The sequence below is a fragment of the Glycomyces harbinensis genome (assembly GCF_900101745.1).
GTDB classification, from domain to species: Bacteria; Actinomycetota; Actinomycetes; order Mycobacteriales; family Micromonosporaceae; genus Glycomyces; species Glycomyces harbinensis.
The window spans coordinates 740,991-755,079 of the sequence record NZ_FNAD01000001.1; the positions used below are offsets into that span (position 1 = coordinate 740,991).

Annotated in this window: 11 protein-coding genes; 5 read left to right on the plus strand and 6 right to left on the minus strand. The window is 69.9% G+C overall.

All coding sequences use genetic code 11. The features are described from left to right. The first annotated feature begins 62 nt into the window (after positions 1–62). Complete coding sequence (locus tag BLQ63_RS03195) at positions 63–1,037, plus strand: DMT family transporter (protein ID WP_091028193.1); 975 nt, start codon at positions 63–65, stop codon at positions 1,035–1,037. A gap of 63 nt (positions 1,038–1,100) precedes the next feature. On the opposite strand, the gene BLQ63_RS03200 is transcribed toward BLQ63_RS03195, so the two are convergent. Further along, on the minus strand, positions 1,101–1,934 hold the full coding sequence (locus tag BLQ63_RS03200) for an undecaprenyl-diphosphate phosphatase (protein WP_091028678.1): 834 nt from the start codon (positions 1,932–1,934) through the stop codon (positions 1,101–1,103). Positions 1,935–2,591: 657 nt separating this feature from the next. Here BLQ63_RS03200 and kdpF point away from each other — a divergent pair. From kdpF to BLQ63_RS03220, 4 genes are read left to right on the plus strand one after another with little or no spacing between them, the layout of a single operon-like run. Beyond that, positions 2,592–2,681 (plus strand): K(+)-transporting ATPase subunit F, encoded by a 90-nt coding sequence (gene kdpF / locus BLQ63_RS27615; RefSeq protein ID WP_143014744.1) that lies wholly within the window; start codon positions 2,592–2,594, stop codon positions 2,679–2,681. Beyond that, positions 2,681–4,342, plus strand: a complete 1,662-nt coding sequence (gene kdpA / locus BLQ63_RS03210) for a potassium-transporting ATPase subunit KdpA (RefSeq protein ID WP_091028201.1) — start codon at positions 2,681–2,683, stop codon at positions 4,340–4,342. The genes kdpF and kdpA overlap by 1 nt, the downstream gene beginning before the upstream one ends. Positions 4,343–4,364: 22 nt before the next feature. Further along, positions 4,365–6,494, plus strand: coding sequence for a potassium-transporting ATPase subunit KdpB (gene kdpB / locus BLQ63_RS03215; protein ID WP_245680827.1), 2,130 nt, complete (start codon positions 4,365–4,367; stop codon positions 6,492–6,494). Then, entirely contained in the window at positions 6,495–7,415 is a 921-nt protein-coding gene (locus BLQ63_RS03220; protein WP_091028210.1) for a potassium-transporting ATPase subunit C, read from the plus strand. Between the two features lie 82 nt (positions 7,416–7,497). Here BLQ63_RS03220 and BLQ63_RS03225 read toward each other — a convergent pair whose 3' ends face one another. From BLQ63_RS03225 to BLQ63_RS03245, 5 genes are all read right to left on the minus strand, one after another. Continuing rightward, positions 7,498–8,703, minus strand: coding sequence for a ricin-type beta-trefoil lectin domain protein (locus BLQ63_RS03225; RefSeq protein ID WP_091028214.1), 1,206 nt, complete (start codon positions 8,701–8,703; stop codon positions 7,498–7,500). Positions 8,704–9,000: 297 nt separating this feature from the next. Next, a complete protein-coding gene (locus BLQ63_RS03230) occupies positions 9,001–9,903 on the minus strand; it encodes a carbohydrate ABC transporter permease (protein WP_091028218.1) in 903 nt (300 codons plus the stop codon). Next, positions 9,903–10,871, minus strand: a complete 969-nt coding sequence (locus BLQ63_RS03235) for a carbohydrate ABC transporter permease (RefSeq protein ID WP_091028222.1) — start codon at positions 10,869–10,871, stop codon at positions 9,903–9,905. The genes BLQ63_RS03230 and BLQ63_RS03235 overlap by 1 nt, the downstream gene beginning before the upstream one ends. Before the next feature lie 12 nt (positions 10,872–10,883). Beyond that, entirely contained in the window at positions 10,884–12,236 is a 1,353-nt protein-coding gene (locus BLQ63_RS03240; RefSeq protein WP_091028681.1) for an ABC transporter substrate-binding protein, read from the minus strand. A 47-nt stretch (positions 12,237–12,283) separates the two neighbouring features. Further along, the gene (locus tag BLQ63_RS03245) at positions 12,284–13,936 is read right to left on the minus strand and encodes a glycoside hydrolase family 13 protein (protein ID WP_091028226.1); all 1,653 of its coding nucleotides are present in this window, start codon (positions 13,934–13,936) and stop codon (positions 12,284–12,286) included. Between the last annotated feature and the right edge of the window lie 153 nt (positions 13,937–14,089).

A 14,089-nucleotide genomic window follows, 5' to 3' on the forward strand; every position in this document is an offset into this window, starting at 1 on the left:
GCGCGTGACGGTCGTGCCCGCAGACGAGAGCACTGTTTCCTCGACTCTCCTCTGGAGCACTCATGTCAACCGTCCGACCGATCCTCGACGCGCCCTCCGCGCGCGAGGTCGCAGCCGGGTCCGCCAGGCGCGGCCTCGCCTTCCTCACCGTCACCGGGCTCGCCTGGGGCACCACCGGCGCCGCCGCCGACCTCATCTACCGCGCCGGGGACCTCGGCCCCGCGGCCGTCTCGTTCTGGCGCCACCTCGGCGGCCTCGCACTGCTCCTGGCCTTCACCGCGGTCAGGCCGCGCAAGAGGCGGGACCGACCGGCGAAGGCCGCTTCGACCAGGCCGCTCCCCCGCCGGGCCGCGCTGCTGATCTGCGTGGGCGTCGGCATGGCGGTCTTCCAGACCGCCTACTTCGCGGCCGTGGAGGCCACCGGCGTCGCGGCGGCCACGCTGCTGACGCTGGGGTCCGGTCCGATCCTCACCGCCGTCGGCAGCCGGCTCCTCCTCGGGGAGCGGCTCGGACGCGGCGGGCTCGTCGCCGTGGCCGGGGCGCTCGCCGGACTCGCCGTCCTGGTGGGCGGCAACGCGCCCGGCGTCGTCGAGCCGTCCGGCGTCGCGTTCTCGCTGGTGTCGGCCGCCGGGTACGCGGCGGTGACGCTCCTGGGCCGCCTCACCGGGCGCTCCGGCGACGGCGAGGACCCGTTCACGCTCACCATGTGGTCCTTCGGGATCGGCGCGGCCGTGCTGCTGGTGCCCGCCTGGCTCGAAGGGCTCGCGCCGCAGGGCGACGGCGCGTTGCGGACGGTGCTGATCCTGGCCTACCTCGCGGCGTTCACCACCGCGCTGGCGTACCCGTTCTACTTCGCGGGCACCGCCCTGGTGCGGGCGACGACGGCCTCGGTCATGATGCTCATCGAGCCGGTCACGGCCGCGTTCCTGGCGGTCGCGTTCCTCGGCGAGCCGTTCACGGTCGCGACCGGGGCGGGTTCGCTGATCCTGCTCGGGTCGATCGCGTCGCTCGCCGCGGCCGAGTCGCGCCGGACGTAGCGGGCCGCCGACGCAGCGGAAGAGGGCCGGTCGAACGACCGGCCCTCTTTGCGCGCGTTGGGGTCAGGTGGCGGCGAGGTAGCCCGTCTCCAGCATGATGATCACGGCGACGCCGAGGATGCAGCGGTACCAGACGAAGATGAAGACGCTGTGCTTCGCGACCCACTTGAGCATCCAGTGCACGGCCGCGAGGCCCACGAAGAACGCGATGATCGTCGCCACCAGCATCTGGGCGCCGCTGGGCACCGAGCCTTCGGCGGCGGGGTCGAACACGTCGCCCAGGCTCAGGATGCCCGCGCCGAAGACGGCCGGGATCGCCAGTAGGAACGAGTATCTGGCCGCCACCGAGCGGTCGAGGCCGATGAACAGGCCCGCGGTGATGGTGCCGCCCGAGCGCGAGACGCCCGGGATGAGCGCGGCCGCCTGCGCGAAGCCGAGGATGAGGCCGTCCTTGAGCCTGAAGTCGTCCCAGGAGCGGGTCTTGCGGCCGACGAGTTCGGCCAGCGCGAGCAGGAGCCCGAAGAAGATGAGGCTGAAGGAGACCAGCCACAGGTTGCGGGCGCCCTCGCGGATGGCGTCCTTGAAGACGAGCCCGAAGAACACGATCGGCAGGGTTCCGAGGATGACGTACCAGCCGAGCCGGTAGTCGGTCTCGCCGCGCAGCCGCTTGTCGAACAGGCCCTTCCACCAGGCGACGAGGATGCGGACGATGTCCTTCCAGAAGTAGAGCAGGACCGCCGTCTCGGTGCCCAGCTGCGTGACCGCGGTGAAGGAGGCGCCGGCGTCCTCCTCGAAGAACAGCGCCGAGGTGAGGCGCAGGTGCGCCGAGGAGGAGATCGGCAGCATCTCGGTCAGGCCCTGGACGATCCCGAGCACGATGGCCTCGAACCAGGTCATGTCGACCATCGGGCGACCTCCGTCCGCGCACGGGACTGGCAGGGGGGAGTGTGCATTTGAGCTTCTTTCGTCACTTAGACGGTCAGGAGTCGCTTCCGTTGTCTCGTGGCACCCAGTGCGACTGGGACATCTTGCCAGATCCGTGACTGTGACCGTCCCACATACACCCGCGAGTGAGACGTGCCGGGTCCGCGGAGGGACCGGGTCGAGTCGAGAGTGGAGAACGACCGGTGGCGCCGACCCGAACGCGGTCGGCGCCACCGGGGACCAGATCGCGTCGCATGGCAGGAACTGAGCTGGTCGGCCGTCGGGCCCGCTGGAGCGAACCCGGTTATGAACGCACTGTACGAGCGTGGAGTCCGCCTTGTCAGTGATTTGAGTGATTAGGTGTGTTTCGAGGCTCTTGCGAATCGTTGTCAGACGGCCGTCAAGAACGGCGCCGCCCGCGTAGGGAAGCCGTCAGGTCCTCTAGGCAACCGCCTCAGCTCGGCGTTCACTCGGATTCGCCGGGTGCTCGCCCCCGACCCGGCGGCGCGGCCACGGGCCGCGCCCCCTGAACGCAGAGAAGAAGGAAGCAATGCCCGATCTCGCCTATCTGGCACTGACGGTGGTCTGTTTCATCGTCCTCGCCCTCGTCGTCAAGGCGGTGGAGAAGCTGTGAGCGCCGTCAACGCCATCGGCCTCGTCCTCGCCGTCCTCCTCGGCGTCTTCCTCGTCATCGCGCTGCTGAAACCGGAGCGCTTCTGATGAGCGAGACCACCGCAGGCGTCGTCTTCATCGCCGCGATGATCGCGGCGCTGGCCGCGAGCTACAAGCCGCTCGGCGACTACATGTACCGGGTCGTGACCCGCGAGCACCACCGCAAGGTCGAGCGGGGCGTCTACCGCCTCATCGGCGCCCGCCCGGGCACCGAGCAGAACTGGGTCGGCTACGCCCGCAGCGTGCTGGCCTTCTCGGCCGTGAGCATCGCGGTGCTCTACCTCTTCCAGCGGGTCCAGGGCTCGCTGCCGTTCGGCAACGGCTTCGCCGGGGTCGAGCCGGGCCTGGCCTGGAACACCGCGGTCAGCTTCACGACCAACACGAACTGGCAGGCGTACTCCGGCGAGGCGACCATGGGCGTCTTCGTCCAGGCCGCCGGACTGGCCGTGCAGAACTTCGTGTCCGCCGCCGTCGGCATCGCCGTCGCCGTGGTCCTGGTGCGAGGCTTCGCCCGCAAGGCCACCGACAAGCTCGGGAACTTCTGGGTCGACCTCACCCGCATCACGCTGTGGGTGCTGCTGCCGATCAGCTTCGTCGCCGCGATCGTGCTGGTCGCCGGGGGCGCGATCCAGAACCTCACCGACTTCACCAGCGCCACCACCTCCACCGGGGACACCCAGACCATCACCGGCGGGCTCGTCGCCGGCCAGGAGGCGATCAAGAACCTCGGCACGAACGGCGGCGGCTACTACAACGCGAACGCGGCCCACCCGTTCGAGAACCCGACCACCTGGACGAACTTCGTCATCATCTACCTGCTGCTGGTGATCCCGTTCTCGCTGCCGCGCACCTTCGGGCGCCTGGTCGGCCAGAACCGCCAGGGCTACGCCATCGCCGCCGTCATGGGCATCATCGCGCTCGTCTCGGTGAGCCTGGTCGTCGGTTTCGAGTCCTTCGCGAACGGCACCGTCCCGCAGGCGGTCACGGCCGCCATGGAAGGCAAGGAAGTGCGCTTCGGCGTGCCCGACTCCGGGCTCTTCGCCGCCGCGACCACGCTGACCTCGACCGGTTCGGTGAACTCGTTCCACGACTCGTACACGTCGTTCGGCGGCGGGGTCCTGATCCTGAACATGATGCTCGGCGAGGTCGCACCCGGCGGCGTCGGCGCGGGCCTCTACGGGATGCTCGTGCTCGCCACCATCACCGTGTTCATCGCCGGGCTCATGGTCGGGCGCACCCCGGAGTACCTGGGCAAGAAGATCGGGGCCCGGGAGATCAAGCTCGCGAGCCTGTACTTCCTGGTGACCCCGGCGCTGCTCCTTTCGGGCGTCGCCGCCTCGCTGGCCCTCCCGGTCAACCTGGACTCCATGCAGGACCCGGGCCCGCACGGATTCTCGGAGATGCTGTACGCCTTCGCCTCCGCGTCGAACAACAACGGCTCCGCGTTCGGCGGCTTCGGCGCGAACACGCCGTGGTTCAACACCGCGCTGGGGCTGTGCATGCTGTTCGGCCGGTTCCTGCCGATCATCCTGGTCCTCGCTCTCGCCGGCTCGCTGGCGAAGCAGAAGCCGGTCCCGGCCACCGCCGGCACGTTCCCCACCCACAAGCCGCTGTTCGTAGGCATGGTCGTCGGCGTGACCGTCATTCTCGTCGCGCTGACCTTCCTGCCCGTCCTCGCCCTCGGCCCGCTGGCCGACGGTCTGCAATAGGAGTTTCCCGCACATGTCCTCAATGGCTACTGTGGCTCCGAAGACCCGAAACGGACTGCTCGATCCGAAACAATGGATCAAGTCCACGCCCGCGGCCTTCCGCAAGCTCGATCCCCGCGTCATGTGGCGCAACCCTGTCATGTTCATCGTCGAGATCGGGGCGGTCTTCACGACCGTCCTCGCGATCATCGACCCGACCCTCTTCGCCTGGACCATCACGGTCTGGCTGTGGCTCACGGTGCTCTTCGCCAACGCCGCGGAGGCGATCGCCGAGGGCCGCGGCAAGGCCCAGGCCGACAGCCTCCGCAAGGCCAAGACCGACACCGTCGCCCGCAAGCTCGCGGTGCAGGACCCCGACATCGCCTCCCCGAAGGTGGAGACGGTCGAGGTCGCCGCGCCCGAGTTGAAGCGCGGCGACTACGTCCTGGTCGTGGCCGGCGAGACCATCCCCGGGGACGGCGACGTCGTCACCGGCATCGCGAGTGTGGACGAGTCGGCGATCACCGGCGAGTCCGCTCCCGTCATCCGCGAATCCGGCGGCGACCGGTCCGCGGTCATGGGCGGCACCAAGGTCCTCTCGGACTGGGTCGTCGTCAAGATCACCCAGGAGCCCGGCAAGTCCTTCCTGGACCGCATGATCGCCCTCGTCGAGGGCTCCGAGCGTCGCAAGACGCCCAACGAGATCGCCCTGAACATCCTGCTCGCGGCGCTGACGATCATCTTCCTGCTGGCCGTCGTGACCATGCAGCCCGCGGCGATCTTCGCCAAGGACTACATGGCCGCCGCGCCCGACTCCGCGGTGCTCGACGGCAACGGCGTGACCGGGATCGTCATGGTCTCGCTCCTGGTGTGCCTCATCCCGACCACCATCGGGGCGCTCCTGAGCGCCATCGGCATCGCGGGCATGGACCGGCTCGTGCAGCGCAACGTGCTGGCGATGTCCGGGCGGGCCGTCGAGGCCGCCGGCGACGTCGACACGCTGCTGCTGGACAAGACCGGCACCGTCACCTACGGCAACCGCCGCGCGAGCTCGTTCCTGGCCGTTCCCGGCGTCGAGGCGCAGGAGCTCGCGGACGCCGCGCAGCTCTCCAGCCTCGCCGACGAGACCCCCGAGGGCCGCTCGATCGTGGTGTACGCCAAGGAGGCCTACGGCCTGCGCGAGCGCACCGGCGGCGAGCTGGCCCACGCCGAGTGGATCGAGTTCACCGCCCAGACCCGCATGTCCGGTGTGGACCTGAACGAGCACGGCTCGGTGCACCGCATCCGCAAGGGCGCCGCGGCGTCCGTGATCGAGTGGGTCCGCACCGAGGGCGGCGACCCGAACCCGCGCATCGACGATCTGGTGGACCAGGTCTCGCGCGAGGGCGGCACGCCGCTGGTCGTGGCCGAACACCAGGTGGGCGAGCAGGCGAGGGTCCTGGGCGTCATCTACCTCAAGGACGTCGTCAAGGAGGGCATGGCCGAGCGCTTCGCGAAGCTCCGCGCCATGGGCATCCGCACCGTCATGGTCACCGGCGACAACCCGCGCACCGCGAAGGCCATCGCGGCCGAGGCCGGCGTCGACGACTTCCTCGCCGAGGCCAAGCCCGAGGACAAGATGGCCCTCATCAAGCGCGAGCAGGACGCCGGGCGCATGGTCGCCATGACCGGCGACGGCACCAACGACGCGCCCGCCCTCGCGGCGGCCGACGTCGGCGTCGCGATGAACACGGGCACCTCGGCGGCCAAAGAGGCCGGGAACATGGTCGACCTCGACTCGGACCCGACCAAGCTCATCGAGATCGTCGCCATCGGCAAGCAGCTCCTGATGACCCGCGGGGCGTTGACGACGTTCTCCATCGCCAACGACATCGCCAAGTACTTCGCGATCATCCCGGCGATCTTCGCCGCGGTCTACCCCGGGCTCGACGCGCTCAACATCATGCGCCTCGACAGCCCGGAGTCGGCGATCATCTCGGCCATCATCTTCAACGCGCTCGTCATCATCGCGCTCGTCCCGCTGGCGCTCAAGGGCGTCGCCTACAAGCCCGGCTCGGCCTCCGCGCTCCTGCGCAGGAACCTGCTGGTCTACGGCCTCGGCGGGATCGTCACCCCGTTCATCGGCATCAAACTCATCGACCTGCTGGTCGCACTCATTCCCGGGATCGGATAAATGGCACGTCTACCTCGCTGGATCTCCCAGCACCTCGCGGCCCTGCGGGCCCTGCTGGTGCTGACGGCGGTCACCGGCATCCTCTACCCGCTGGCGGTCCTCGCGGCCGCCCAACTCCCCGGCCTGAACGACAGGGCCGACGGATCGCTCGTCTACGCCGAGGACGGCGCCGTCGTCGGCTCCTCGCTCCTGGGCCAGTCCTTCACCGACGACGAGGGCGAGGCGCTCCTGGCGTACTTCCAGTCGCGCCCGTCCATGGCCGCCGGCGAGGCCGGCGACTACGACCCGCTCGTCTCGGGCGCCTCGAACCTGGGCCCCGAGAACGTGGTCGACGTCCTGCCGGACCCCGGACTCGGCTGGGACGGCGACGAGAACGCCGCCAAGAGCCTGCTCACGCAGGTGTGCGAGCGGTCGTTCGCGGTCGGCGAGCGCGAGGGCGTGGACGGCTCCAGGCCGTACTGCGCCGACTCAGGTGAAAGCGCCGTCGGCGCGGTCCTCGGGGTGTTCTACTCCGAAGGCACGACGGGCGAGGTCGTGCGCGCGGTGAGCCTCAACGAGGCGTGCGGCGCGGTCGAGGCCCCGTTCATCGCCGAATACGAAGGCGTGCAGGTCGAATGCGCCGAGTACGGCGAGGACTACGCGAAGGCCCTCATCACGCCGGTCGAGGGCGGGAGCGGCGAGCCGGCCGTCCCGGCCGACGCGGTGACCGCCTCGGGTTCGGGCCTGGACCCGCACATCAGCCCCGAGTACGCCGACCTCCAGGTCGAGCGGATCGCGGCCGAGCGGGGCGCGGACGCCGGGGCGATCGAGTCGCTGGTCGAGGAGCACACCACGGGCCGGTTCCTCGGCTTCATGGGCGAGCCCGCGGTGAACGTCGTGGAGTTGAACCTCGCGCTCGACGAGGCGTACCCGCTCGCGTAGGGCCGCGAGAAGACCGGTCTCCCATGAAAATCGGGGCGGACGCGATGCGTGTCGCGTCCGCCCCGCCCTCATCTCTTCCGGATCAGGCCCGGTACCACTTCTGCGCCGCGTTGCCGCTGCACGTGACGATCTGGAGGTTCGTCCCGTCGGCGGAGTTGGCCCATGGGACGTCGAGGCACTTGTTCGCCTGCGGGTTCACCAGGTCGTTCGCTCCGGAGAGGACCCACTTCTGGGCCGCGGAGCCGTTGCAGGTCCACATGCGGACCACCGTCCCGTCGGCGGTCCCGCCGCCGGCGACGTCCAGGCACTTGCCCAGGGCGCGAAGGGAGCCGTCACTCGCGAAGGTCCACTGCTGGGCGGCGGTGCCGTTGCAGCGGTACAGCTGCGCCGGCGTGCCGTCGGCGGTGCCGGAGCCTTCGACGTCGAGGCACTTGCCGGCCAGGCCGGTGATGGTCCCGCCCGAGCTGGTCGCCCCCGAGTAGACGCGGACGTAGTCGACCTTCATCTGCTGCGGGAACTGCGTGGTGCCGTCGGGGTAGCCGGGCCAGTTCCCGCCGACCGCGACGTTCATGATCATGAAGAACGGGTGGTCGAAGACCCACTCGTTGCCGCCGATGTCGGCGGTGGACTTGGTCTGGTAGTTGACGCCGTCGACCGACCAGGTGATCGAGTTCGGCGACCAGTCGACCGCGAACGTGTGGAAGCCGTTCGCGAAGGGCTCGCCGATCGTGTAGGCCCCGCCGACGCCCGCGCCGCCGGAGTAGCCGGGGCCGTGGAGGGTGCCGTGGACGGTGTTCGGCTCGTAGCCGACGTTCTCCATGATGTCGATCTCGCCGCTCTGCGGCCAGCCGACCGAGCCGAGGTCGTCGCCGAGCATCCAGAACGCGGGCCAGATGCCCTGGCCGCGCGGGATCTGGATGCGGGCCTCGAACCGTCCGTACGCCTGGGTGAAGGTGCCGGAGGTGAGCAGGCGCGCCGAGGTGTACGTGCAGGTGCCGTACCAGCACTGGTAGTTGGACGGGTTCTCGCGGCGGGCGGTGATGACCATGTTGCCGTTGCCGTCGTGGGCGGCGTTGCTCGTGGAGTTCGTGTAGTACTGGTGCTCGTTGTTGCCCCAGCCTCCGCCGCCGGTGTCGAAGCGCCACTTGGACGAGTTCGGTCCGGTGCCGGCGGCGGCGTTGAACTCGTCGCTCCAGGTCAGCGCCATGGCCTGCACGTCCTGGGCGTCGACGTCCTGGGCGTCGGCGTCGCGGTCGAGGTTGACGGTGATGGTCGCGGCGGCCGCCATCGCGGCGACGGCCAGGGCGAGGAGGCGAACGGTCCGGCCGCGGCGCGGCCGGGTCGTTGCGGGGTCTGGGGGTGTGCTCACGGAGGCGTCCTCTCGTTCCGCGGGAGAGGGAGCGTGACGCTCGGCGATGAAGACGGGACACCGAGAGAGCGCTCTCTCTAAATAGTCTTATCTTTTTATCACCGGGATAGACCATTGTCAATAGGATGAATTCGGGCGAGGACCGGCCGGAGGACTCCCGGATCGGGAGTCCTCCGGCGGGCCCTGGAGGCCGCAGTGCCGTGCGGCCCTTCGCCATCAGCCCTTGACGGCGCCGCCGAGGCTCGCTCCGTTGAGGAACAGGCGCTGGAAGATCAGGAACAGCGCGATCGGGATGAGCGAGGAGATCGCCAGCGCCGCGAGGAACACGTCCAGTTCCACGAACTGCTGGAGGATCGGCAGGCGCACCGACAGCGGCTGGAGCTCCGGGTCGGGCAGCACCAGCATCGGCCAGAGGAAGTCCTTCCAGGAGGCGATGACGGCGAAGACCGAGACCACGCCGATGATCGGGCGCGACATGGGCAGCACGATCGACCAGAACACGCGGTAGGGTCCGGCGCCGTCCACTCTGGCCGCCTCGAATATCTCCCTGGGGAGGTTCGCGAAGAAGCGCTGCATGAGCAGCACGTTGAACGCGTTGGCCCCGGCGGGGAGCCAGACCGCCCAGAAGGTGTTGAGCATCGAGGTGCCGACCACGGGCGGGTCGAGGATCGTGAGGTAGAGCGGGACGAGCAGGACCACGCTGGGCACGAACAGGGTCGCGAGGACCGCGCCGGAGATGACCTTGCCGATGCGGGGGCGCAGGATCGCGAGCGCGTAGCCGCCGGTGGCGGCGACGAGGAGCTGCACGGCCCAGGACCCGGCGGCGAGGGCGATCGTGTTGAGGAAGTACTTGTCGATCTCGACGCGGGTCCAGGCCTCGGCGAGGTTGGCGAAGTCGAAGCCGTTCGGCCACAGCGCCATCGGTTCGCGAAGCGTGTCCTGGGTGGGCGTGACGGCCGCTTTGGCGAGCCACAGCATCGGGCCGAGTCCGGCGATGGCGAGGCCGGCCAGGAGCGCGCCGTGGGCGAGGCGCGTGCTCCAGCGGACGCTGGGGCGCTTCCAGTCGGTGGGGGCGAGCAGGCCCCTGTCGGCCGCGCTTTTCAGACCAGTGGATCCCATCAGCTGCTCCAGGATCGGGTGAGACGGAAGTACAGCACGGAGAAGGCGGTCAGGACCACGGCGAGCATGAGGCTCAGGGCGGCCGCGGCGCCGTAGTCGCCGCCGAGCGAGTTGGTAAACGCGTACCGGTAGATGAGCAGCAGCAGCGTGAGGGTCCGGTTGGCCGGTCCGCCGTCGGTGAACAGGAACGGTTCGAGGAAGACCTGCGCGGTGCCGATGATCTGGAGGATGAAGGTGATGAGCAGGATGCCGCGGATCTGCGGGAGCGTGATGTGCCAGAGCTTGCGCCACACGCCGCCGCCGTCGATCTCGGCGGCCTCGTAGAGGCTCGGGTCGACGCCGGTGAGGGCGGCGAGGTAGATGATGACGGTGCCGCCGGCGGCGGCCCAGGTCGCCTCGAGCACCAGCGAGGGCATGACGATGTCGGCGTCCTGGAGCCATGCGAAGGGGCCGAGGCCGGCCCAGCCGAGGATCGTGTTGAACACGCCGTCCTCGCCCGCGTCGTAGAACAGCTTCCACAGCAGGACGGCGACGACGGGCGGCACCACGACCGGGAGGTAGGCGAGGGCGCTGAACAGGCCGCGCATCTTGCGGACCTCGCTCATGAGGACGGCGGCCACGAGCGGGATCGGGTAGCCGAAGAGCAGCGCCAGGAGCGCGAAGTAGCCGGTGTTCTGGACGGCGGTCCACAGCTGCGGGTCGGCGAAGACCTGCTGGAAGTTCGCGACCCCGACGAAGACGGGGTCGGCGACGAGGTTGGTGCGCTGGAAGCTCATGACGACGGCGCGTCCGATGGGGAGCCAGGAGAACACGCCGAAGACGATGAGCATGGGCGCCAGGAACACCAGTGTGGGGAGTCCGCCGCGGGCGCGGGCGAGCAGGCCGCCCCGGCGGCCGGGCCGGGCCGCGTTCTGCGGCCTGGCCCGGTCGCCGGTGACACCGGCGGGGCGGGTGTCGATCGAGGTCATGTCGGTCTTTCGCTACGCGGCGGCGTCGATCGCGGCCTGGGCTTCGGTCTGCGCCGTCTCCAGGAGGGCGTCGACGTCGGCGTCCTCTTCGGTGAGCACGGTCTGGACGACCGTGTCGAGGACGGCGTAGACCTCCTGGGTGGCGACGGTCGGCTCGTTGAGCAGGGGCTGGTCGAAGACCTGCCCGGTGTAGGGCGCCATCTGCTCGACGGGCACGTTGACGTATTCGGCGATCCAGGTCTGGACCTCGTCGTAGGTGGCCTTGTCGAACACCGGGAGCTCCGGGGCGCCGACGGGCTGGCCGGTCTCGGCCTTGACCTCGGCGTCGGCGACGGCGGCCTCCTGGACGGTGAGCTTCTCCATGTAGTAGAAGTCGATCCACTCGACGGCGGCGGCCGCCTCGTCGGCTTCGGCGTCGGGGCTCACGGCGGCGAGGGTGCCGCCGCCGAGGACGCCCGAGTTCGGGTCGTCGGCCAGCGGGAGCACGGTGAGGCCGTAGTCGTCGGGGTTGAGGGCGTTCTGGGTGAACAGGTTCCCGTAGTTGCCGCCGCCGGAGACGTACATGCCGATGCGGCCGGAGGCGAAGTCCTGGTTGATGCCGGCCCAGTCGTAGAGGAAGTTGTCGCCCATCGACTCGTCCTCCCAGCGCATGGCCTGGAGGTCTTCCAGGGCCTGGCGCATGGCGGGCGTGTCGATGGTGGCGGTGCCGGCGCCGTCGTCGGTGCGCCCGCCGAGGGCGTTGACGACGGTGGTGAGGATCCAGCCGCCGGTGTTGTCGTTGGTCATCACCGCGTAGCCGGCCTCGCCGGTCTCGGCACTGATGGTGTCGGCGGCGGTGCGGACCTCGGCCCAGGTGGTCGGCGGGGCGTCGGGGTCGAGTCCGGCGGCCTCGAAGAGGGTGCGGTTGTAGTGCAGCCCTTGGCCGTAGGCGGCGATGGGGATGGCCCACATGTCGCCTTCGGGGTCCTCGCCGGCGGCGGCGATGTTCGGGTTGTACGAGTCGCGGTAGGGCAGTTCGGCGGTGAGGTCGCCGATGTCGGCGATCTGGCCGCGCTCGATGAGGCCGCGTCCGTCGGTGAAGGGGACGACGAAGACGTCGGGGAGGGTGCCGCCCGCGAGCTGGGCGGTGAAGGTCCCGGCGGTCCAGGTGTACTCCTGGCGCTCGACGGCGATGTCGGGGTTGGCCTCCTCGAACTGCTCGATGCGCTTGTCGAACGCGTCGATGGCGTCCTGTTCGAGCCCGGCGTCGATGGTGACGGTGATGTGGGTGCGCCCGTCGTCGGGTTCGTCGTCCGAGCAGGCGGCGAGGCCCAGGGCGGTGAGGGCGGCCGCTGCGACGGCGGCCGCTGCGCGAGAGGTTGTCATGATCGGTTGCTCCTTGTTGCGGTTACTGGTGAGAGAGGGGTCGGCGGTCAGGTCCGCAGCCACACCGCGGTGTCCTTCGGCAGTCGGACACCGCCCGAGGCGTCCTTGAGCGGGCCGCTGGCGAGCAGCACCTCGGTGTGGGCGGGCAGGTCCGCCGGCGCGTCGGCGAAGTTGACGACGCAGGTGACGTCCTCGCCCCGCCGGAAGGCGAGGACGCCGGATTCGGTCTGGGCCCATGCGAAGGCGTCGCCGCGCAGCGCGGGTTCGCCGCGGCGCAGGCGGATCGCCTCGCGGTAGAGGGTGAGGAAGGAGTCCGGGTCGGACTCCTGGGCCTCGGCGGCGTGGGCGCCCCAGTCCTGGGGCTGGGGCAGCCACGTGGCGGTGTCGGCCTCGCCGCTGAACCCGAAGGTCGGGCCGGTCGCGGTCCAGGGCAGGGGGACCCGGCAGCCGTCGCGGCCGGGGTCGACGCCGCCGGAGCGGAAGTGCATCGGGTCCTCGCGGACGCCCTCGGGGAGGTCCTCGACTTCGGGCAGGCCGAGCTCGTCGCCCTGGTAGATGTAGAGGACGCCGGGGAGCGCCGCGGTGAGCAGCGCCGCGGCGCGGGCGCGGCGGGCGCCGAGTTCGAGGTCGGTGGGGGTGCCGAAGCGCTTGGCGAGGAACGCGAACGAGGAGTCCTCGCGGCCGTAGCGGGTGACCGGTCGGGTCACGTCGTGGTTGGAGAGGACCCAGCTGGGCGGGGCGCTCACCCCGGCGTGGGAGGCGATGGTGGTGCGGATGGACTCCTCCAGCGACGCCCCGTCCCAGGGACGGGTCATGAAGTCGAAGTTGAAGGCCATGTGCATCTCGTCGTCGCGCAGGTAGAGCATGAACCGCTCGGTGTCGGCCAGCCAGACCTCGCCGACGAGGAACCTGGAGTCCCCGTAGGAGTCGGCGACCTTGCGCCAGCCGCGGTAGACGTCGTGGAGCTCGTCGCGGTCGAGGTGGGGGTGCCGGCCGGGCTCGTGGTGGTCCTGGACCTCGGGCAGTTCGGGGTCCTTGGCGATGAGGGCCGCGGAGTCGATGCGGATGCCGGCGACGCCGCGGTCGTACCAGAAGCGGAGCACCGCTTCGTGCTCGGCGACGACGTCGGGGTGGTTCCAGTTGAGGTCGGGCTGCTCGGGGGCGAACAGGTGGAGATACCACTGGCCGGGCTTGCCGTCGGGGCCCTCGGTCCGGGTCCACGTGTTCCCGGCGAAGCTGGAGGTCCACTGCGTGGGCATCTCGTCGCCGCCGGGGCCCTTGCCGTCGCGGAACCAGAAGCGCTCGCGGGCCGGATCGCCGGGTGGGGCGGCGAGCGCTTCCTGGAACCAGGCGTGCTGATCCGAGACGTGGTTGGGGACGACGTCCACGATGGTGCGGATGCCGAGCGCGAGGGCGTCGCCGATGAGCGCTTCCGCGTCTTCGAGGGTCCCGAAGGCGGGGTCGATCATGCGGTAGTCGGCCACGTCGTAGCCGCCGTCGGCCTGCGGCGAGCGGTACCAGGGGGTGAACCACAACGCGTCGACGCCGAGTTCGGCGAGGTAGGGCAGGTGCTGCCTGACGCCCGCGAGGTCGCCGGTGCCGTCGCCGTCGGCGTCCGCGAAACTGCGCGGGTAGACCTGGTAGATCACCGCGTTCCGCCACCATTCGGCGGCGCTGTCGGTTCGCTGTGCCGAGTGCAATGTCGCTCCGTTCCTCGTCGTTTCGCTGTGCAAGGCCACGCTGGTATGGGCCGGAACATGGTGAATCCCCAGCACATGATAGGTTTAGCGCTATACCTAGTTCGGAAGCTTAAACCGTGGATGTCACACTTGTCAACGGCGGATTTCCGGCAT

Bases quoted from the DNA above. Each gene is read 5' to 3' on its own strand.
- BLQ63_RS03195 (WP_091028193.1), top strand. From the start codon at position 63: ATGTCAACCGTCCGACCGATCCTCGACGCGCCCTCCGCGCGCGAGGTC.
- BLQ63_RS03200 (WP_091028678.1), bottom strand. From the start codon at position 1,934: ATGACCTGGTTCGAGGCCATCGTGCTCGGGATCGTCCAGGGCCTGACC.
- kdpA (WP_091028201.1), top strand. From the start codon at position 2,681: ATGAGCGAGACCACCGCAGGCGTCGTCTTCATCGCCGCGATGATCGCG.
- kdpB (WP_245680827.1), top strand. From the start codon at position 4,365: ATGGCTACTGTGGCTCCGAAGACCCGAAACGGACTGCTCGATCCGAAA.
- BLQ63_RS03220 (WP_091028210.1), top strand. From the start codon at position 6,495: ATGGCACGTCTACCTCGCTGGATCTCCCAGCACCTCGCGGCCCTGCGG.
- BLQ63_RS03225 (WP_091028214.1), bottom strand. From the start codon at position 8,703: ATGGCGGCCGCCGCGACCATCACCGTCAACCTCGACCGCGACGCCGAC.
- BLQ63_RS03230 (WP_091028218.1), bottom strand. From the start codon at position 9,903: ATGGGATCCACTGGTCTGAAAAGCGCGGCCGACAGGGGCCTGCTCGCC.
- BLQ63_RS03235 (WP_091028222.1), bottom strand. From the start codon at position 10,871: ATGACCTCGATCGACACCCGCCCCGCCGGTGTCACCGGCGACCGGGCC.
- BLQ63_RS03240 (WP_091028681.1), bottom strand. From the start codon at position 12,236: ATGACAACCTCTCGCGCAGCGGCCGCCGTCGCAGCGGCCGCCCTCACC.